The following is an 18,487-nucleotide window of genomic DNA, read 5'->3' on the forward strand; positions in this document are numbered from 1 at the left end:
CCTTTCGTCAGTTCGTGACGAACTGGCTGTCGTAGAGGGCGGTGAGGTCGACGGGCTTGGTGAGCAGTCCCGCCTCGGTGGCGACGCGCTCGGCCAGCGGGAGGACGTCGGAGACGTACTCGCCCGAGAACGCCGTGGCGTTCTCGGCCTTGTCGAAGTAGCGGACCCCGTCGAACGCGCTCGACAGAGCCGAAGCGTCCTCGCCGACCTGCTTCGCGATGACGCCGCGGGCGGCTTCGGTGTCGGACTTGTAGTAGTCGACGGCCTCGCCCCACGAGTCGACGAGCGCCTGCACCGTGGTGGGACTGTCGGAGAGGAGCTTGCCGCTGATGACGAGGGCGTCGCTGATGAGACCGGGGGCGTCGGATCCGGAGAAGATCGGCTTGAGCGCCGAGTCCTGCTCGAGCGCCGTGGTGATGTACGGCTCGTAGGTGATCGCGACGTCGACCTGCTTCGAGATGAGGGCGGCCGCGGCATCCGAGGCGGCCATCGGCACCGGCTGGATGTCGCTCATCGTCAGGTTCGCCTTGTCGAGGGCCGCGTGCAGCAGCAGGTCGCTCGTGGACCCCTGCTCGTACGCCACCTTCTTGCCTTTGAGCTGCGAGATCGAGGTCACGTCGGGCCCGGCGAGCATCGCGTCGGCGGTCTCGGAGTAGTCCTCGATCAGCACGATCTTGAGGTCGACGCCCGCCTCCTTCATCATCATGGCGGTGTGGGTCGCGACGTTCGCAGCGTTGATCTGACCCGAGGCGAAGGCGCTGATCTTGTCGGCGTCGGTGTTCAACTGCACCATGTTGACGTCGACGCCGTTCTTCTCCAGGATCCCCTGGTCCTGGGCGACGTACCACTGGCCGTATCCGATCCAGGGCTGGGTGCCGAGGGAGACGGCGACATTGCCTCCCTCTCCTCCGGCGCTGGAGGAGGAGGTGCCGGAGCAGCCGGCGAGCAGAAGGGCGGCCGCCGCGACGGCGGCGACGGCGAGACGACGCGCACGGCGCGGCATCCCGGAGAGCGGAGTACGTCGGGTCGTGTTCATGGCTTCACCGTAGGAGCGCCGTGTTTCCAACACGAGTCCCACGGGGCCGCGCGGGAGAGGTTGTGTGTGGGATTTCAGATTGCGCCCCCTCCCGCGGCCGCGCCCGCGCCCCGAGACGCGACGCGACGCCGCAACCCCTACTCCGTCACGTCCCCCCGGTCCACGCGGAACGTCTCGCTCCGCCCGTCCGGCGCCGTCACGGTGACCTCGGCCACCCCCGAGCCCCCGGGGAACACCCGCAGCGACAGCCCGTCGAGGTAGTCGTAGTCGGGCCGATCCTCGCGCGCACCCCACGGCAGCACGGCGCCCGGCCGCACGTACAGGGGCAGCGAGTCGAAGCCGTGCGCCTCACGGCGCCACCCGCCGCCGACCACCCGCTCCCCGGTGAGCAGGTGCGTCCACTCCCCGTCCGGCAGGTAGAACGACACATCTCCGGATGCCGAGAACACCGGCGCGACGAGCAGATCGCCGCCGAGCATGTACTGGCGGTCGAGATGCAGGGTCGTGGGGTCGTCGGGGAACTCGAGCGCCATCGGCCGCATCACCGGGACACCGGTCGCCGCGGCCTCCCGCGCCGCCGCGTACAGGTACGGCATCAGGCGGAGCTTGAGGCGCGAGAACAGCCGTGTGACATCGACCGCCTCCTCGTCGAACGCCCACGGCACCCGGTACGAGTCCGAGCCGTGGAAGCGGCTGTGCGACGACAGCATCCCGTAGGCGATCCACCGCTTGAACACCGCCGGGTCGGGGGTGCCCTCGAAGCCGCCGATGTCGTGGCTCCAGAACGAGAAGCCGCTCCACGCGAGCGACAGGCCCCCGCGCAGGGTCTCGGCCATCGACGCGAACGTCGACGAGTTGTCGCCGCCCCAGTGCACGGGCATCGTCTGCCCGCCCGCCGTCGCCGAGCGGGCGAACAGGACGGCCTCGCCCTGACCCCGCTCCTCCACCAGAACCTCGTGGACGGCCGCGTTGTACAGCTGCGTGTAGAGGTTGTGCATGCGCTCGGGGTCGGTCCCGTCGAAGTACACGACATCGGTGGGGATCCGCTCGCCGAAGTCGGTCTTGAAGCAGTCCACGCCCTGCGCGACGAGGCGCCGCAGGTACGACTGGTACCAGCGCACGGCATCCGGGTTCGTGAAGTCGACGAGCGCCATGCCCGGCGTCCACAGGTCCCACTGCCACGGCGATCCGTCGGGTCGGCGCACGAAGTAGCCGTTCGCGACCCCCTCCGCGAACAGCGCCGAACGCTGTGCGATGTAGGGGTTGATCCACACCGACACCCGCAGGCCCCGGTCGTGGAGGCGCCGGAGCATGGCATCCGGATCCGGGAAGACCCGGTCGTCCCAGGTGAAGTCGGTCCAGGTGAACTCGCGCATCCAGAAGCAGTCGAAGTGGAACACCGACAGCGGCAGGTCGCGCTCGGCCATGCCGTCGATGAACGACGTGACGGTCTTCTCGTCGTAGTCGGTGGTGAACGACGTGCTGAGCCACGTGCCGAACGACCACGCCGGCACGATGGGCGGACGACCCGTGAGTGCGGTGTAGCGCTCGAGCACCTCCTTGGGGGTGGGGCCGGCGATGACGAAGTACTCCAGCGCTTCACCCGAGACCGAGAACTGCACGCGCTCGACGTTCTCGGACGCGACCTCGAACGAGACGTGTCCCGGGTCGTTGACGAGCACGCCGTAACCGCCCGACGACACGTAGAACGGCACGCTCTTGTACGCCTGCTCGCTCGAGGTGCCGCCGTCGGCGTTCCAGATGTCGACGGTCTGACCGTTCTTCACGACCGGTCCGAAGCGTTCGCCGAGGCCGTAGACGGTCTCGCCCACGCCGAGGTCGAGCTGTTCGTGGACGAAGTGACGGGATGCCGGGATGCCGGTCTCCGCACCCCGGTTCGAGATCACGCCGGCATCGACGTCGGCATCCTCCGCGAGGCTCACGCGACCGACGGAGCGGTGCCCGCTGCCCGTCACCCGCTGTCCGTCGAGCTCGAAGGAGAGGTCCCACGGCGCGCCCGGCGCGATGCGCGCGACGAGCCGCCCCGCGGTGAGGGTCCCGGCCTCGACGTCGACCTCGCCGCCGCCCACGGCTCCCGGGAGCGCGAACCCTCGCCCGCGCCCGGCTCCGTCGTGGTGCACGATCCGCACCCGCACGACCCCCTCGAGCGGAGACGACAGCGTCACGGTCAGCAGCGTCCGGTTGAGCACGTCGCCGCGCTTGACGATGACCTTGGTCGGGGCGTGCACGACGAGGCCCGGTCCGTCCGGGGTGTCGTCGGTCCGGCTGATGTCGTAGGCCTCGGCCGCGTAGTCGACGGTCACGCCGTGACGCATGAGCCAGAACCCATCGGTGAACTTCATTACTTGACTGCTCCTGCCGTGATGCCGCGTGTGAGCGTGCGTTGGAAGATGAGGAAGAAGATGAGCGTCGGGATGATGCCGAGCAGCGCCGACGCGCTGATGGTGGTGACGTCCATGAGGCGATCGCCCTGCAGGACGCTGATCGCGACCGGCACGGTCTGGTTGTCGTTGGATGCCAGGAACGTCAGCGGGATGAGGAACTCGTTCCACGTCCAGATGAAGAAGAAGATGAGCAGCACCGCGAGGGTCGGGCGACTGATCGGGAAGATGACGCGCCAGAGGATCTGCCAGCGGCTCGCGCCGTCGATCGCGGCGGCCTCGAGGATCTCGCGCGGGAACGTGCCGTAGACCGACGAGAGCAGGTAGGTGCCGAAGGCCGCCTGCACCACGGTGAAGACGATGATGACCGACAGGACGTTGTCGTACAGACCGACCGATTTGAACATGTAGTACAGCGGGTACAGCAGCGCCTCCTGCGGGAGCAGGTTCGCCAGGAGGAACAGCAGCACGATGCCGGTGCGCCCGCGCACCCGCCCGATGCCGATCGCGAAGGCGTTGAGCACCGAGATGAGCACCGCGAGCACCGCGACGACGCCCGAGATGAGGATCGAGTTGCCGACCTTGCGCGGGAAGTCGACGCGGTTCCAGAAGTCGACGATCCCGCCGAAGTCGAGCTGCTGCGGCAGCGCGAGCGGCCCCGAGGTCGCGTAGTCGAGCGGCGACTTGAACGAGTTCACGAGCACGAGGTAGAACGGCGCGAGCACGAGCAGCGCGCCGACGACGACGAGCGCGAGCAGCAGCCAGTCGATCGGGCGGCGGCGGGTCATGCCCCCGCGGCCGCCGCGACCCGGGCCCGCGGGCCGACGCCGCGGCGGGCGTTCGGCGGCGGTCGTGGTGAGAACGGATGCCGAGGCCATCAGAGTCCCGCCCTTTCCTTGCGTTCGAGCGAGCCCTGCACCCGGATGAACACGATCGACACGATGACGACGACGATGGTGAGCACCGTCGCGATCGTGGCGCCGTAGCCGACGTTCCGCTTCGTGAAGAACTCGAGGTAGGCGTAGTACGCGGGGACGATCGTCGAGCCCGCAGGCCCGCCCTGGGTGATGACGTAGACGGGGCCGAACACCTTCAGGGCCGCGATCGTGCAGGTCAGGGTCACGACGAAGATCTCGGGCCGGATGATGCTCATCGTGATCGCGGTGAAGCGTTGGAACCAGTTCGCCCCGTCGAGTTCGGCGGCTTCGTACAGCTCGGGGTCCACCCGCTGAAGCGCGGCCATGAAGACCACCACGGGGTAGCCGATCTGCACCCAGACGAGCACGACCATCAGCACGATCAGCGCCGAGGGCATCTGCCCGAGCCAGTCGTACGACGGCAGACCGAGGCTCGCGAGGATCTGGTTGAGCGCGCCGGTCTCGCCGGGCCGGACGATCCAGCCGATGACGATGCCCGCCACCGCGATGGGCAGGATCTGCGGCAGGTAGTAGGTCGCGCGGAGGAAGCTCCCGACCTTGCCGCCGAACTTGCGCCCGACGACGTCGAACAGCAGCGCCGCGACGGTGAGACCGACGATCGTCGGGACGACGACCATCGCGAGGATCATCCACACCGAGTTGGCGAACGAGGTCCAGAAGTCCTCGTCGGCGAGGAGCTTCGACCAGTTGTCGAGTCCGATGAACTCGGGGTCGCCGACGCCCCGCCACTTCGTGAAGGTGAGGAAGACGTTCCACACCAGCGGGATGATCACGATCACCAGCAGCAGCACGAAGCCGGGCAGCAGATAGAGCCAGTAGCCGGCGGTGCCGCCGCGGCGCTGGGGGATGGCCGGCTGTTCGGGTGGCAGGGCCACGCGCGCCGGGCGGGTCAGAAGGGCCATGTGGGGGTCTCCGAATCAGGAAGAGGTGGGGGCGGCGGGGCGCGCCGCCCCCACCGGGGTCAGCGGAAGTCCGCCGTGCCCTCGTCGTACTTCTTCCCGAGGTTCGCGTTGGTGGTCGCCGGGTCCTGCGTCCCGGTCACCAAGCCCTGCAGCTCCTGGACGAGCACGTCGTAGAAGCCGGGGGCGGGCCAGTCCGGGTAGAACGACAGCCCGTCGTCGGCCAGGATGCCGTTGAACGTGTCGATCAGCTCTTTGCTCTTGGCATCCGTGATGTCGGCGGTGTCGGCCGCGACGGGAACGCCGCCGTTGTTGCCGATGATCGCCTGGATCTCGGGGCTCATCGTGATGTCGATGAACTGGTACGCGAGGTCCTTGTTCTTCGAGCGGTCCGGGACGACCCAGAGGTTGCCCGACGATCCGAGCGACAGCTTCGAGCTCGGGAAGGTCGCGAGCGACCAGTCGAAGCCCGCCTCCTCGGTGAATCGGCCGTACCACCACGAGCCCGAGACGAAGATCGGCGAGGTGCCGTTGATGAACGAGACGCCCGCGTCCTCGGCCTTGACCGACGAGACGTCCTTGGCGATGTAGCCCTTGTCGACGTACTCCTTGAGCGTCTCGGACGCGTAGTCGACCTCGGAGCCGTTCCAGTCGACGGGGTTCTTGTACAGCTGGTAGTCGTCGACCCACGAGCGGTCGGCCTTCGTGAGCGCGAGCTGGTACCAGAGCTGGCCGAGGGGGTACTCGGCGCCGGCTTCGGCGAGCGGCGTGATGCCCTTCGCGACGAACGCGTCGAGCGCCTTCACGAACTCGTCGTAGGTGGTCGGCACCTCGATGCCCGCAGCCTTGAAGGCGTCGAGGTTGTAGTAAACGCCGACGAACTCGCCGTAGTTCGGCACGCCGTACCAGGTGTCGCCGCCCATGACCCCGTCGGAGGAGTACTTCGCGGTGGTCTGCAGCGACGGGGCGAGCTTGGCATCCCATCCGTACTCGCTGACGGCGTCGCCGATGTCGGCGATCAGGCCGGTGCTGGCGAGGAAGCCGGCGGTGGCGTTGCCCTTGTTGAACTCCATGAGGTCGGGAGCCGCGTCGGTGTCGAGCACCTGGCTCGCGGTCTTCTGGATCTGCTCGAAGGACTTCTCCTCGACCTTGACCGTCGCGCCCGTCTTCTCCTCGAAGATCGGGGTCGCGGCGTTCCAGGCCTTCGCCATCGCGCTGTCAGCGCCCTCGTAGTGCCAGAGCGTGAGGGTCTTGCCCGCGCCGTCGGTGGATCCGGCGTCGCCGCCTCCCCCGCTGCAGGCCGAGAGGGTGAGGGCGGCGACGGCGATCGAGCCGACGGCCGCGAGGGCTCGGGTCGCGCGTCGTTGTGCGTTCGTGCGTGCCATCGTTGGCACTCCTTTCACTGTGATCCGCTGGTTGGGAGGGGTCCGCTAGCGGTGGCGGATGCGCTGGGCCCGTCGTCGAAGAATCGTCGAAGAATCGTCGAAGCGCTTCGATAATGGGCGAACAGAGCGAGATGTGGAGTTGAAGGGTCAGGCGGGGGGAGCCGCGGCGACCGAGCCGCGCTCGAGATACGTCGGGGCGATGAGATGGAGACCGGATGCCACGGGGCGACCGGCGATCAGCTCGATGGCGAGATCGACGGCGAGTTCGCACGAGCTCTGCGGCACGAGCGGGATCGAGTCGATCGGGGTGGGCTGGGCGTCGGTGTCGAAGCTGCTGCCGACCGACACGATCGACACGTCGCCCGGCACGCTCTTGCCGAGGGCGGCGAGCTCGACGAGCACGACCTGGAGCACCTCCTCGGGAGCGTGCAGCACGATTCCGGTGACCCCGTCTTCGACGAAGCGGCGCACCGATCGACGCACCTGGCTGCGATCGGTGACGACGGGACCGGATGCCACCGACACGGCGCTCATCCCCCGCTCGGTCGCGCGCTCCGACAGGGCAGCGCGCACGCGCGAGGGGAAGTTCGACTTCTCGTACGCGCGCTCCGACCCGCCGATGAGGCCGATCGCGCGGTGCCCCGCATCGGCGAGACGGTCGACGGCCTCGACCGTCGCGTGCTCGAAGTCGAGGTCGACGCAGACGAGACCCTCGTGGTCGTTCGGGATGCCGACGAAGATCGTCGGGGTCGCGCTCGCGCGGGCGATCTCGACCCGCGCGTCGTCGGGGGCGACGTCGAGCACGAGGATGGCATCCACGAGTCCGCTCTGCGCGACCCGCTTCATGCCGGCCGAGGCGTCTTCGTCGGTGAGCAGGAGCATGTCGTACTCTTTCCGGCGCGCGGCGACGGTCATCGCGTGCATGAACGACATGTGGCTCGGTGCGTGCGAGTCGGCGCGCAGCGGCTCGGACAGCGCGAAGATGTTCGTCTGGCTGCCGGCGAGCATGCGCGCCCCGGCGTTGGGGCTGTAGCCGAGCTCGTGCACCGCGTCCTGGATGCGACGCCGCGTCTCGGCCGAGACCGGGCGCTTGCCGCTCAGCGCGTAGGAGACGGTGCTGATCGATACGCCCGCGGCACGGGCGACCTCGTCGATCTTGACCATAGCGACTCCTTCGTAGCTGTCGAAGCGCTTCTCGGAAGCGCTTCGATGGCCAAGCTAGATCAGGTTGGCGGGGAGCGCAAGAGTTAAGTTGGCGATCGCAACAAAACGGGTGCCCGTGTTGAGGCCGCGCGCGCGGCGCGCGCGTGACGAGCGGAGGACCTGGGTCCGAGGGAGGACCCTTCCCCCTCTCGCGCCCTCCGCTCGCCCCTCACCCTCCCTCGGTCACGCATCGCGAGCGGCGGCGATGGGGAGCGGGCGTGGAACTCCTCCGCGCGTGGGGCGGGGCGGTGCCGCGCGTCTGACGTGCGCCCGCGCTCCGGGATAGCCTGACCACTCGGCATCCGCAGAACTTCACCCGGGGGACGAACGATGAGCCAGAACGCGGCACCCGTGCCACCCGAGAAGCTCGCGCGCCGGACGCGAATCCTCACCCCCTTCTTCGCCGCGGTGTTCGCGGCGGTGGGTGTCGCTCTCACGGGATTCGGCCTCGCGTCGCCGCCGATGCTCGCCGCCGGGATCACGGAGATCCTGCTCAGCGTGCTCCTCGTGGTGGCCGTCTTCGTCGCGTCGCCGATCGTGCGATGGGTGGCCCTCGCGATCGCCGGGGCGGGTGCCGCCACAGCGGCGGTGCTCGGCGTGACGACGCTGCCGAACGATCTCGGAATCGCCGCGACCCTTCTGCTGGGCATCTTCGCGATGCTCGGCCTGACCTGGTTCATCCTGCACAGCTCCGCCCGCGCGGCACACCCGCTCCGCGCCTGAGGTACCCGGGGCTCGAGGCCTCGCCCCGCGCGCACGCGCCGCCGTACGCGAAAGCGCGGCTCAGTCCCGCGGAAGCGCCCGCTTCGCGACGACGCGCCGCGCCTCGACGGCCGCTTCGGCGAAGTCGGTGTCGGGGTCGCCCATCACGATCGCCGTGGCCCGCGCGTGCGCGCTGATGACGTCGTACGGCGACACCGTCGCCCGCTCGATCGCCCCCTCGGCGCGGAAACCGATCGCCGCGAACGCACGGCTCAGGCTTCGCTGGGTCTCGTGATCGCCGCGTCCGAACTGGGTGGCGAGCTCGTCGGCGAGGTCTTCCTGCGCTCCTTCGGGAACGAGACCGGATGCCGTCCGCCAGGCCGCTCGCGCCACCTCGGGGTGCGGGTCGCGCAGCACCGCGGGCGTGATGGCCGCGAACGCGATCGGGTCGCCGATCTTCGACAGGGTGTGCAGCGCCTGGCTCCGCGCCTGCGGGATCTCCGACGTCACCTCGGGCAGGAGGACCTCGACCGCGCGCGACGGATCGTGCCTCGTGAGAGCCCAGGTCAGCATGTCCCGGACGAAGAAGTCCGGTTCGACCGCGCACCGCGCCACGAGCTCGACGACGTAGCTGTCATCGGGTCGTGTGCCGGCGGCGAGCGCGGCTTCGAGGCGGGCGGACGCGTCCGGGTGCTCGAGCGCTGCGCGCAACCGGTCGGACGGAGCGGATTCGGTCATGGTGATCCCTTCGGTCCTTCCAGCGTGGCACGTCGCAGAAGACCCGGGGCCGGCGTGACGACTCTCCCCGCGAGGGCGAATTCGACGCCCGACCAGGGCGGGACGGATGCCGCCGGCCTCCGCCCGCGACCCGGTCGGGCGCGCGGCTACCGTCGGACCGCGCGCTGCTCGATCAGCTTGCGGACGACGTCGGCGAAGTGCGGCGCGTACTTCGCCCATTCCTTGTCGAGCTTCGCGACGTCGATCTTGCCCGTGTGGATGAGCTCGCACAGCTTCATCCAGCTCTCGCCCGTCGCCGCGGTGAGCGCACCGGCCACTCCGGCGTTCACGACGACACCGGCGCCGGGGATGAGCTTGAGGAAGCTCGCCGCGAGCGCGCGACCCGCGACCTGCACCCCGAACTGCGCGAGCGCACCCGCCGAGAGCATCGTCTTGAACTCGAGGTCGTAGATCGTCGCGATCCGCCCCATCATCGTCAGCTGGATCGGCGCCAGCGTGACAGCGTCCGTGACAGGGAGGGGAACCGTCGCCGCTCCCGCGGCGGCTGCGGTGGCGGCGGCGATGACGGGGCGCGCCATCTCGCGCTTCCAGGGGAGGTTGAGCCGCTGCGCGATGCGAAAGGCGTCCTTGTCGCTCTCGGGGGCGAGCGCCAGGGTCTCCGTGACAAGGTCACCGAGGCCGTGCCCCTTGCCCTTCCCGTGCCGGTCGCGGGTGGAGGTGAGGATCACGCGGCGATACGGCACGTGCAACGGCTGGCCGGTGGCATCCACAGGTTCGTGCAACCAGTCGACGAAGGCCTGGAGGTCTTTCGCGATCCCGCGCTGCCCCGTGATGGGGTTCTTGATCCAGTCGACCTTGGTGAGCACGAGGATGACGGGCAGCCCGCGTGCATCGAGCTCGCGGATCATCGCGATGTCGGCGGGCGTGAGCCGGTCGTCGTTGGCTTTCACGCAGTACCAGACGACCGAGATCTGGTGGTCGCCCGGGTGCGCCGCGATCGCGTCGAGGTGGCCGCGCAGCTGTTGGTCGGGCGGGACGGGCGAGCCGATCTCGAAGCCCTCGACGTCCCAGATCCCGAGGGACTCGTCGTGATAGAACTGCACGCCCCGGGTGACCGGGAGCCCCTTCCCGACCTTGGCCCAGTCGCGCCCGAAGACGGCGTTGACGAGCGACGACTTCCCCACGCCGGAGCTGCCGACGATCGCGAGGTTGAACCGCCCGTAGCGCGACCGCGCCTCCGACGACGCGTCGACGAACGCTTTCTCGTCGAACGCGGGCTTTCGCGGGTCCTTCTTCGCCATCGCGCCCCCTCGTTTCACCTCGCTCCGTCAGTGTCGCATTCGTGGCGGCCGCGGAGCCTCCCCTGGACAACGGGCGCTCGGCACATCCACCACGAGTCGGATTCGCCGCGTGTCGAACGGAGGACCACGGATGGAGGGAGGACGAATCCCCCTCTGTCATCCTCCGCTCATCCCAGGCCCTCCGCTCGTCACCGGCCACAGTCGCGCGGGCGGTCAGGAGAGATCAGTCGTTGCGGCGAGGATCTCCCGCAGCAGCTCGTATTCGGCATCCATGCCCGCGTTCGCCCGCCGCGGGTCGTCCGACCGGCCGGTCCGGCGGACGTCGGCGAGGTAGCGGCGATCGGCGTCGAGCCGGGCGCGCGCGTCCGTACCGATGTTTCCGTGCCCCGGGATCACGAGGCGCGCGGCGTCGGCGTACGGCTCGAGCAGGTCGAGCGCTCGTTCGTACGCGGGCACGTCGTGGGGCCAGAAGGGCAGCGGCAGCTCGACGTCGCTGAGCATGTCGCCCGCGACCAGCACACGCGGCTCGGGCAGCCACACCGCCGTGTGCCCCGGAGCGTGCCCGTCGTGCACGATGAGCTCGACGTCGAACGCCGGGGTGCCGGCATCCACTCTCCCCATGAGGTCGACGAGGTCGGGCGTGAACTCCGGCCCGAGCGCCGCGACGAGGTCGTCGCGCTCGGTGCGGGCGAGCTCGGCGGTGCGGGGCGAGGCCCAGCGCGGCACGTCGCCGAATCCCGGATGCCACAGCACATGGTCGTGATGAGCGTGGGTCGCGAAGCCCTCGGCGACGGTGATCTCGCGCTCGCGGAGCTCGGCGGCGAGCGCGCCGAGCTCATCGGGGAGCCACGCGGGGTCGATGAGCAGGGCACGTCCGGATGCCACGACCACCGTCGTGTTCGTCTGCATGACCCGGCTCGTCCGCACGAGCACGCCGGGCGCGATCTCGCGGAGGCCCGTCACGGCTGCCGCCGCATCCCCGCCCACCCGTCGCCCTCGCGCTGGAACACGATCCGGTCGTGCAGCCGCGACGGGCGCCCCTGCCAGAACTCGAACTCCGCGGCATCCACCCGGTATCCGCCCCAGTGCGGGGGCCTCGGCACCGGCTGGTCATCGGGGAAGCGCGCGGCGACCTCGGCCATCTGCTCCTCGAGGGCGGCTCGGGATGCCACGGGCTCCGACTGGTGGCTCGCCCAGGCCGACAACTGCGAACCGCGCGGACGCGAGGCGAAGTACGCGTCGTCACGTTCGGCTGGCAGCGGGGTCGCGGTGCCGAGCACGATCACCTGACGCTGCAGCGCGTACCAGGGGAACAGGATCGAGACGCGCGGATTCTCGGCGAGCGCGCGGCCCTTGCGCGAGAGACGGTTGGTGAAGAACCAGAGGGCGCCGTCGTCGTCGATCCCGCGCAGCAGCACGGTTCGCGAGGTCGGTGAGCCCGTGGCATCCACCGTCGAGACGACCATCGCGTTCGGCTCGGGCAGGTCGGCGGCGTCCGCCAGCCAGCGCTGGAGAAGAGCGAGAGGGGATGCCGCGAGCGCGGCGTCGTCGAGCTCGTCGAGCGTGTAGTCGAGCCGGTGGGCGAGGGGGTTCTCGGTCATCGCGGATCCTCCGGTGGGTGGCTGGGGCACCAGCGTATGGCGATCCGCACGCCGCACGGCGGGTGATCTAGCGGTCGATAGGATCGTCGAATGGAAGAAGGGGGCACGCGGCAGCAGATCCTCGTGCACGCGGCCCGCTTGTTCGGCCGGCACGGCTACCACGGCACCACGACGCGCGAGATCGCCGACGCGGTCGGCATCCGGCAGCCCTCGCTCTTCTATCACTTCGCGGCGAAGCACGTCATCCTGTCGGAGCTCGTCGACGCCGACCTGGCGCAGACGTTCGGCCGCCTGCAAGACGCGCGGGCCCTCGAGGCGTCGTGGGCGGAGCGGTTCCACTACTTCCTCACGATCAGCTCGAACGACTACCTGACGCTGCCCTACGACGCGCGCGGGTACTACAGCGACGCGATCTTCACCGAGCCCGAGTTCGAGACGCAGCGCCGCGAGATCTCGCGCTTCCACGACGAGGTGCGGGCGCTGGTCGAAGAGGGCGTCGGGGCGGGCGAGTTCATGGACGTCGATGCCGAGTTCGTGCAGCGCGCGATCACCGGCCTGCAGTTCGAGGGCATGCGCGAGCGCGAGACGAATGCCTCGGCGCCGGTCGCGCATCGGCCCCTGCAGGTGTCGGACTTCATCCTGCGCGCGATCCTCGACGACCCGTCCCGGTTGCACGCGGTGCGTGCTGCCACGCTGTCGCGCCTCGACGGCGTCGTCTCCTTCTCGTCCTGATCGAGCCCCGTCGGGCCAGTCTTCTCCGCGTCGATATCGGCGTGTAATGCGGGCGCAACATGCGCCGTCTATCAATTGATAGACGAACCACCTATCAATTGATAGCCTGCTCCGCACGTCACACCCGAGGTGACGGAGCATCGAGCATCGACGGAGATTCCCATGCACACCACCACTCGCATCGCCGCAGTCGTCGCGGTCGCCGGCATCGCCGCCCTCGGCCTGGCCGCGTGCTCCTCGAGCCCGGCACCGGCAGCCGACACCGCATCCGCGATCGCCACGGTCGCCCCGAGCGCCCTGCGTTCGGCCGGCACGCTGTCGGTCTGCACCACCAACCTGGGCTCACCGCCCAACATCAGCACCGACGAGTCGGGCACGCTCGTCGGCAGCGAGATCGATCTGGCCAAGGCCGTCGCCGGACGTCTCGGACTGAAGCCCGACTTCGTCACCGTGGACTTCGCGGCGCTCATCCCGAGCCTGCAGGCGAAGCAGTGCGACGTCATCATGGCCTCGCTCTACATCAAGCCCGAGCGTGAAGAAGTCGTCGACTTCGTGCCTTACCTCACCTCCGCCACGGGTGTCGCGGTGAAGCAGGGATCGGATGCCGGCATCACCGGCCTCGACGACTCGCTCTGCGGCAAGAAGGTCATGGTGACCGTCGGTACGACGGCGCAGGATCTCGCCGAGAAGCAGTCGACCACGTGCACCTCCGAGGGCAAGAAGGCGCTCGACATCAGCACGAACAACCAGGCGACGGTCGGCTTCCAGCAGCTCGTCAGCGGCCAGCTCGACGCCTATCTCGACGCCGCGGAGCTCATCGGCTACTACCAGAAGCAGGGCACGGCGGGCATCGAGATGGTGGGCGACCCGACCGACGCGATCGACATCGGCGCGGCCACGCTGAAGGACGACACCGCGCTGCACGACGCCATCCAGACGGCGTTCGACGACCTCGTCTCCACCGGCGACTACACGAAGATCCTCAGCTCGTGGGGACAGGAGTCGCTCGCCTACACCGGGACCAACTGACGATGAACTTCGACTGGGGCTTCTTCTGGAAGAACCTGCTCACCCCGGGTCCGCCGTTCCTGCAGGGGCTCGCGCTGACCGTCCTCATCTCGGTGCTGGCGATGGCCGGGGCGCTCGTCGTCGGCCTCGTGATCGCCATGATGCGACGGTCGTCCTTCGCGCCCCTGCGCGTGATCGCGAGCCTCTACATCTGGCTGATCCGCGGTACCCCGCTGCTCGTGCAGCTCGTGATCATCTACACGGGCTTCGCGGCGGCGAACGTGTTCCGCTTCCAGGACGTCGACCTCGGCGGCATCCTGATCAAAGCCGCCATCCAGGCGGCGATCGTCGGGCTCATCATGAACGAGAGCGCGTACATCTCGGAGATCATCCGCGCCGGTCTCGACTCGGTACCGGTCGGTCAGACCGAGGCGGCGCAGGCGCTGGGGATGTCGGGCGCCTCGGCGATGCGGTGGATCATCCTGCCCCAGTCGTTGCGCCTCATGGTCCCGCCGCTCGGCAACTCGTTCAACGGACTCATGAAGAGCACCTCAATCCTCAGCGTCATCGGCGTCTCCGAGATGTTCCTCGTCACGCAGAGCATCAGTGCGGCCACCTTCCGCACGTTCGAGATCTTCGCCGTGGTCGCGATCTACTACCTCGCCCTCACCACGATCTGGACGGTAATCCAGAGCGCGATCGAGAAGAAGCTCAACGCCCGGGTCGGCATCGTCACCACGGTGTCTCCGTGGCAGCGACTGTTCGGCGGGCGGCGCTCCGCTCCCCTCACCCCCGTCACCGCCCTCTCCGACTCGGGAGTCCTGAAATGACCGACCCCATCGTCCGCGCGAAGAACGTCACGCGCGCCCTCGGCGGCCGCCAGGTGCTCGACGACGTCTCGCTGGACGTGCAGCCGGGCGAGGTCGTCGTGCTGGTCGGCCCCTCGGGCGCCGGCAAGACGACGTTCCTCCGCACGATGAACGGCCTCGAGAGCATCGACGGCGGAGAGCTCACGGTCGCCGGCCAGCCCATGGGCTACCGCGTCGCTGCGAACGGTCGGCGCGTGCCCGCCTCGAAGTCGGCCCTGCGCCAGCAGCGCCAGGAGATCGGCTTCGTCTTCCAGCACTTCAACCTCTTCCCGCACATGACCGCGCTCGAGAACATCTGGCACGCGCCCGTCCGCGTGCGCGGGGTCGCGAAGGCCGAGGCCGTCGCACAGGCCCAGGCGCTGCTCGAGCGTGTGGGGCTGGGCGACAAGGCCGACGCGCGTCCCAACAAGCTGTCGGGCGGTCAGCAGCAGCGCGTCGCGATCGCCCGCGCTCTCGCGATGAAGCCCCGTCTGATGCTCTTCGACGAGCCGACCAGCGCGCTCGACCCCGAGATGATCGGCGAGGTGCTCGACGTCATGCGCGAGCTCGCCGCCGACCACATGACCATGGTCGTGGTCACGCACGAGATGGGGTTCGCCCGCGAGGTCGCCGACCGGGTCGTGGTGATGGATGCCGGAGCGATCATCGAGGTCGCCCCGCCGAGCCGGCTTTTCGCCGCCCCCGAGCACCCGCGCACGCAGGCCTTCCTCTCGAAGATCCTCTGACCTCTCCCCTCCCCGCACGATCCACCGAGGAACACCCATGTCTCGCACGCTCCTGACCGGCGCTATCGCCACCCCGCACGCCGACGCCACGCGCTCCGCGGAGAAGGCGTTCGCGCGCGGCGGCAACGCGATCGACGCCGCTCTCGCCGCGGCCGCCACACTCAGCGTCGTCTACCCGCACAACGTCAGCATCGGCGGCGACCTGATCGCGCTGGTGCGCGACCCCTCGGGACGCACGCGGTGCGTGAACGCATCGGGCCCCGCGGCATCCGCCGTCGATCGCGACGCGATGCGTGCCGCGCACGGCGACATGCTGCCGTACCGAGGAATCGACACCGTGACGGTGCCGGGCGCCGTCCGCGGCTGGGACGCACTGCGGCGCATGGGCGGCCAGCTGGACTGGGCGGAGATCTTCACGGATGCCATCGCCGCCGCGCGCGATGGAGTGCCGGTGTCGCGGTCCCTCGCCGCCGCCTTCCGCGAGGAGGAGGCCGCGATCGGGTTCGACAAGGGGTTCCGCGACACCTTCCTCGCCCGAGGGCTGCCGAGCGAGGGCGACGCTCTCGTACAGCCGACCCTCGCCCGCACGCTCGAGGCGATCCGCGATGGCGGATCCGCCGCTCTGTACGACGGCGTGTTGACGGCACCGTTCGTCGATGGTCTCGCCCGCCTCGGCTCGCGCATCGGCGCGGCCGACCTGCTCCTGTTCCACCCCGAGGTCGTCGAACCGCTGACGACCTCGTTCGGGTCGTACCGCGTGCTCACGAGCCCGCCCAACACGCACGGCTTCGTGCTGCTCCGCGTGCTGGGCGAGCTGGAGCGCAACGGCATCACCGACCCGCTCGGCGCGGACTTCGGTCGCATGATGGAGCGCTTCTTCGCCGCCAACCTCGTGCGCGACGAGCTTCTCGCCGACCCTCGCGTCACCTCGGGAGACGTCAGCGAGCTCCTCGGCGGCGACGCCTCCGCCCGCGGCGACGAGCCCGTGCTCCCCGGCTTCCGTCGGCCCCGCGGCGACACGGTCGGCATCGCGGTGTCGGATTCGTCGGGGTGGTCGGTCTCGCTCATCCAGAGCGTCTACCACGCCTTCGGTGCCGCGGTCGTGGAGCCGTCCACCGGCATCCTGCTGCACAACCGCGGCACCGGCTTCTCGCTGGATCCCGCGTCACCGAACGCCCTCGCCCCCGGCAAGCGCCCGCTGCACACGCTCATGCCCGTGATGGTCGACGACGCCAAGGGCCTGCGCTTCGTGTCGGCCACGATGGGCGGCCAGGGTCAGCCGCAGATCCACGCGCAGACTCTGCTCCGGGCGATGGCCGGAGCCTCGGCACAAGAGGCGGTGTCGGCCCCGCGCGCCATCGTCGGCCCGCAGCGCGACGGCGACAGCCCGTCCGACATCTACGTCGAGAGCGATCTCGCCGCACCGGCCCGCGCCTCGCTCGCCGAGACGCGCCTCCACATCATCGAGACCCCGGATGCCGACGAGCTCGTCGGTCACGCCAACCTCGTCGCCGTGGCATCCGACGGGGGTCTGGATGCCGGGAGCGACCCGCGCTCGGACGGCGCGGCGAGCGTGCGGGTGTACGGGGGCTGAGGCGAGCGGTTGGCGACTCGCCCGTGGCGGCGCTGAGAACAGGACGGCGCAGGAGCCTGTGTCAACCCACCGCTGCACACATGTGCATTCCGTGGAATAGGTCGATGCCGCGCTCCGTTGGGTTCGCGTGGCCCTTGTTCCCCACGAAAGGACTCCCGTGAGCCTCTTCAGCCCCACCACCGTCGGCGCCGTCGACGTCCGCAACCGCGTCTCGCTCGCGCCGATGACCCGCCTCCGCGCCGCCGAAGACGGCGTTCCCGGCCCGATCGTCGCGAAGTACTACGCGCAGCGCGCCGGCATCGGCCTCCTCGTCACCGAGGGCGTCTTCCCGAGCGCCGAGTCGCGCGCGTACCCGGGCCAGCCGGGCATCGTGACCGACGCTCAGGCCGCGGGCTGGGCCAAGGTGGCCGACGCCGTGCACGCCGAGGGCGGCACCGTCTTCATGCAGCTCATGAACGGCGGACGCGTCACGCACCCCGACATCACCGGTACCGACCGCATCGTCGCCCCCTCGGCGATCGCGATCCAGGGCGAGACCCGCCTCGCCGACGGCACCAAGGTCGCTTACGCCGTGCCGCACGCCCTCGAGACCGAGGAGCTCGCCACCGTCCGCGACGAGTTCGTCGCCGCTGCCCGCCGGGCCGTGGATGCCGGACTCGACGGCGTCGAACTCCACAGCGCCAACGGCTACCTGCTGCACGAGTTCCTCTCCCCCGCCTCCAACCAGCGCACCGACGAGTACGGCGGGTCGCCCGAGGCCCGTGCCCGCTTCGTCATCGAGGTTGCGGAGGCCGTGGCCGCAGAGATCGGCGCGGAGCGCGTCGGCATCCGGATCTCTCCCGCCCACAACATCCAGGACGTTCTCGAGACCGACGACACTGAGACCCGCGCCACCTACGAGGCGCTCGTGTCGGGCCTCGCGCCCCTGGGCCTGGCGTACCTGAGCGTGCTGCACGCCGACCCCGCAAGCGAGCTGATCCAGGACCTCCGCCGCACCTTCGGCGGCACCTTCATCGTGAACTCGGGCTTCTCGAGCGTGACGACGCGCGACGAAGCGGTGTCGGTCGTGGAGGACGACATCGCCGACCTCGTCGCCGTCGGCCGCCCCGCGATCGCCAACCCCGACCTCGTCACGCGCTGGGAGCAGAACGCGTCCGAGAACGAGGTCGACCAGGCCTCGGTCTACGGCGGCGGCGAGCGCGGCTACACGGATTACCCGTTCTTGCAGGGCTGAGATTCCGGATGCCACGGGCCCCGCGCGAGTTGTCGCGCGGGGCCCGTAACTACCCGCCGTCCATGTCGCGCGGGCTGGATTTCAGAAGAACACTCAGAGGGACCACGAGGGTCACCCGTA

At 69.6% G+C, this 18,487-nt stretch carries 17 protein-coding genes; 7 read left to right on the plus strand and 10 right to left on the minus strand.

All coding sequences use genetic code 11. The features are described from left to right. Positions 1 to 7 precede the first annotated feature (7 nt). From ACMW4R_RS02795 to ACMW4R_RS02820, 6 genes are all read right to left on the minus strand, one after another. Positions 8 to 1,036 carry an ABC transporter substrate-binding protein gene (locus ACMW4R_RS02795; protein WP_418299078.1) on the minus strand — a complete coding sequence of 343 codons (1,029 nt, stop codon included), beginning with the start codon at positions 1,034 to 1,036 and terminating at the stop codon, positions 8 to 10. Positions 1,037 to 1,173: 137 nt separating this feature from the next. Then, positions 1,174 to 3,399 carry an alpha-xylosidase gene (gene yicI / locus ACMW4R_RS02800; protein ID WP_418299079.1) on the minus strand — a complete coding sequence of 742 codons (2,226 nt, stop codon included), beginning with the start codon at positions 3,397 to 3,399 and terminating at the stop codon, positions 1,174 to 1,176. Then, positions 3,399 to 4,226 (minus strand): carbohydrate ABC transporter permease, encoded by an 828-nt coding sequence (locus ACMW4R_RS02805; protein WP_058596789.1) that lies wholly within the window; start codon positions 4,224 to 4,226, stop codon positions 3,399 to 3,401. Before ACMW4R_RS02805 ends, yicI begins: the two co-directional genes overlap by 1 nt. Positions 4,227 to 4,315: 89 nt before the next feature. After that, entirely contained in the window at positions 4,316 to 5,278 is a 963-nt protein-coding gene (locus tag ACMW4R_RS02810) for a carbohydrate ABC transporter permease (RefSeq protein WP_058612925.1), read from the minus strand. 59 nt (positions 5,279 to 5,337) lie between these two features. Then, the gene (locus ACMW4R_RS02815) at positions 5,338 to 6,660 is read right to left on the minus strand and encodes an ABC transporter substrate-binding protein (RefSeq protein ID WP_418299080.1); all 1,323 of its coding nucleotides are present in this window, start codon (positions 6,658 to 6,660) and stop codon (positions 5,338 to 5,340) included. A gap of 147 nt (positions 6,661 to 6,807) precedes the next feature. Continuing rightward, positions 6,808 to 7,824 (minus strand): LacI family DNA-binding transcriptional regulator, encoded by a 1,017-nt coding sequence (locus ACMW4R_RS02820; RefSeq protein WP_058612923.1) that lies wholly within the window; start codon positions 7,822 to 7,824, stop codon positions 6,808 to 6,810. 369 nt (positions 7,825 to 8,193) lie between these two features. On the opposite strand from ACMW4R_RS02820, the gene ACMW4R_RS02825 reads away from it, so the two are divergent. Then, on the plus strand, positions 8,194 to 8,586 hold the full coding sequence (locus ACMW4R_RS02825) for a hypothetical protein (protein WP_418299081.1): 393 nt from the start codon (positions 8,194 to 8,196) through the stop codon (positions 8,584 to 8,586). 60 nt (positions 8,587 to 8,646) lie between these two features. Here the strand turns inward: ACMW4R_RS02825 and ACMW4R_RS02830 are convergent, their stop codons facing one another. The 4 genes from ACMW4R_RS02830 to pdxH form a co-directional block, all read right to left on the minus strand. Continuing rightward, the gene (locus ACMW4R_RS02830) at positions 8,647 to 9,303 is read right to left on the minus strand and encodes a HEAT repeat domain-containing protein (protein ID WP_058612921.1); all 657 of its coding nucleotides are present in this window, start codon (positions 9,301 to 9,303) and stop codon (positions 8,647 to 8,649) included. Between the two features lie 146 nt (positions 9,304 to 9,449). Beyond that, complete coding sequence (locus tag ACMW4R_RS02835; RefSeq protein WP_418299082.1) at positions 9,450 to 10,604, minus strand: DUF697 domain-containing protein; 1,155 nt, start codon at positions 10,602 to 10,604, stop codon at positions 9,450 to 9,452. A 213-nt stretch (positions 10,605 to 10,817) separates the two neighbouring features. After that, the gene (locus tag ACMW4R_RS02840) at positions 10,818 to 11,567 is read right to left on the minus strand and encodes an MBL fold metallo-hydrolase (RefSeq protein WP_418299083.1); all 750 of its coding nucleotides are present in this window, start codon (positions 11,565 to 11,567) and stop codon (positions 10,818 to 10,820) included. After that, on the minus strand, positions 11,564 to 12,205 hold the full coding sequence (gene pdxH / locus ACMW4R_RS02845; protein ID WP_418299084.1) for a pyridoxamine 5'-phosphate oxidase: 642 nt from the start codon (positions 12,203 to 12,205) through the stop codon (positions 11,564 to 11,566). The genes ACMW4R_RS02840 and pdxH overlap by 4 nt, the downstream gene beginning before the upstream one ends. A 90-nt stretch (positions 12,206 to 12,295) precedes the next feature. Between pdxH and ACMW4R_RS02850 the strand changes: the two genes are divergently transcribed. The 6 genes from ACMW4R_RS02850 (at position 12,296) to ACMW4R_RS02875 (ending at position 18,367) form a co-directional block, all read left to right on the plus strand. Further along, on the plus strand, positions 12,296 to 12,937 hold the full coding sequence (locus ACMW4R_RS02850) for a TetR/AcrR family transcriptional regulator (protein ID WP_058596766.1): 642 nt from the start codon (positions 12,296 to 12,298) through the stop codon (positions 12,935 to 12,937). A 162-nt stretch (positions 12,938 to 13,099) separates the two neighbouring features. Next, positions 13,100 to 13,966, plus strand: a complete 867-nt coding sequence (locus ACMW4R_RS02855; protein ID WP_418299085.1) for an ABC transporter substrate-binding protein — start codon at positions 13,100 to 13,102, stop codon at positions 13,964 to 13,966. 2 nt (positions 13,967 to 13,968) lie between these two features. Further along, positions 13,969 to 14,775, plus strand: coding sequence for an amino acid ABC transporter permease (locus tag ACMW4R_RS02860; RefSeq protein ID WP_058596768.1), 807 nt, complete (start codon positions 13,969 to 13,971; stop codon positions 14,773 to 14,775). Then, entirely contained in the window at positions 14,772 to 15,539 is a 768-nt protein-coding gene (locus ACMW4R_RS02865) for an amino acid ABC transporter ATP-binding protein (RefSeq protein ID WP_418299086.1), read from the plus strand. Before ACMW4R_RS02860 ends, ACMW4R_RS02865 begins: the two co-directional genes overlap by 4 nt. 37 nt (positions 15,540 to 15,576) lie before the next feature. Continuing rightward, positions 15,577 to 17,133: a gamma-glutamyltransferase family protein gene (locus ACMW4R_RS02870; RefSeq protein ID WP_418299087.1), complete on the plus strand. Its 1,557-nt coding sequence runs from the start codon at positions 15,577 to 15,579 to the stop codon at positions 17,131 to 17,133. Positions 17,134 to 17,290: 157 nt separating this feature from the next. Beyond that, positions 17,291 to 18,367: an alkene reductase gene (locus ACMW4R_RS02875; protein ID WP_418299088.1), complete on the plus strand. Its 1,077-nt coding sequence runs from the start codon at positions 17,291 to 17,293 to the stop codon at positions 18,365 to 18,367. Positions 18,368 to 18,487 lie beyond the last annotated feature (120 nt).

The sequence above is a fragment of the Microbacterium sp. S1037 genome, assembly GCF_048381605.1.
Taxonomy (GTDB): domain Bacteria; phylum Actinomycetota; class Actinomycetes; order Actinomycetales; family Microbacteriaceae; genus Microbacterium; species Microbacterium testaceum_B.

Excerpts from the sequence above, each read along its gene's own strand:
- ACMW4R_RS02795 (WP_418299078.1), bottom strand. The coding sequence starts at position 1,036 with ATGAACACGACCCGACGTACTCCGCTCTCCGGGATGCCGCGCCGTGCG.
- yicI (WP_418299079.1), bottom strand. The coding sequence starts at position 3,399 with ATGAAGTTCACCGATGGGTTCTGGCTCATGCGTCACGGCGTGACCGTC.
- ACMW4R_RS02805 (WP_058596789.1), bottom strand. The coding sequence starts at position 4,226 with ATGACCCGCCGCCGCCCGATCGACTGGCTGCTGCTCGCGCTCGTCGTC.
- ACMW4R_RS02810 (WP_058612925.1), bottom strand. The coding sequence starts at position 5,278 with ATGGCCCTTCTGACCCGCCCGGCGCGCGTGGCCCTGCCACCCGAACAG.
- ACMW4R_RS02815 (WP_418299080.1), bottom strand. The coding sequence starts at position 6,660 with ATGGCACGCACGAACGCACAACGACGCGCGACCCGAGCCCTCGCGGCC.
- ACMW4R_RS02820 (WP_058612923.1), bottom strand. The coding sequence starts at position 7,824 with ATGGTCAAGATCGACGAGGTCGCCCGTGCCGCGGGCGTATCGATCAGC.
- ACMW4R_RS02825 (WP_418299081.1), top strand. The coding sequence starts at position 8,194 with ATGAGCCAGAACGCGGCACCCGTGCCACCCGAGAAGCTCGCGCGCCGG.
- ACMW4R_RS02830 (WP_058612921.1), bottom strand. The coding sequence starts at position 9,303 with ATGACCGAATCCGCTCCGTCCGACCGGTTGCGCGCAGCGCTCGAGCAC.
- ACMW4R_RS02835 (WP_418299082.1), bottom strand. The coding sequence starts at position 10,604 with ATGGCGAAGAAGGACCCGCGAAAGCCCGCGTTCGACGAGAAAGCGTTC.
- pdxH (WP_418299084.1), bottom strand. The coding sequence starts at position 12,205 with ATGACCGAGAACCCCCTCGCCCACCGGCTCGACTACACGCTCGACGAG.
- ACMW4R_RS02850 (WP_058596766.1), top strand. The coding sequence starts at position 12,296 with ATGGAAGAAGGGGGCACGCGGCAGCAGATCCTCGTGCACGCGGCCCGC.
- ACMW4R_RS02855 (WP_418299085.1), top strand. The coding sequence starts at position 13,100 with ATGCACACCACCACTCGCATCGCCGCAGTCGTCGCGGTCGCCGGCATC.
- ACMW4R_RS02860 (WP_058596768.1), top strand. The coding sequence starts at position 13,969 with ATGAACTTCGACTGGGGCTTCTTCTGGAAGAACCTGCTCACCCCGGGT.
- ACMW4R_RS02865 (WP_418299086.1), top strand. The coding sequence starts at position 14,772 with ATGACCGACCCCATCGTCCGCGCGAAGAACGTCACGCGCGCCCTCGGC.
- ACMW4R_RS02870 (WP_418299087.1), top strand. The coding sequence starts at position 15,577 with ATGTCTCGCACGCTCCTGACCGGCGCTATCGCCACCCCGCACGCCGAC.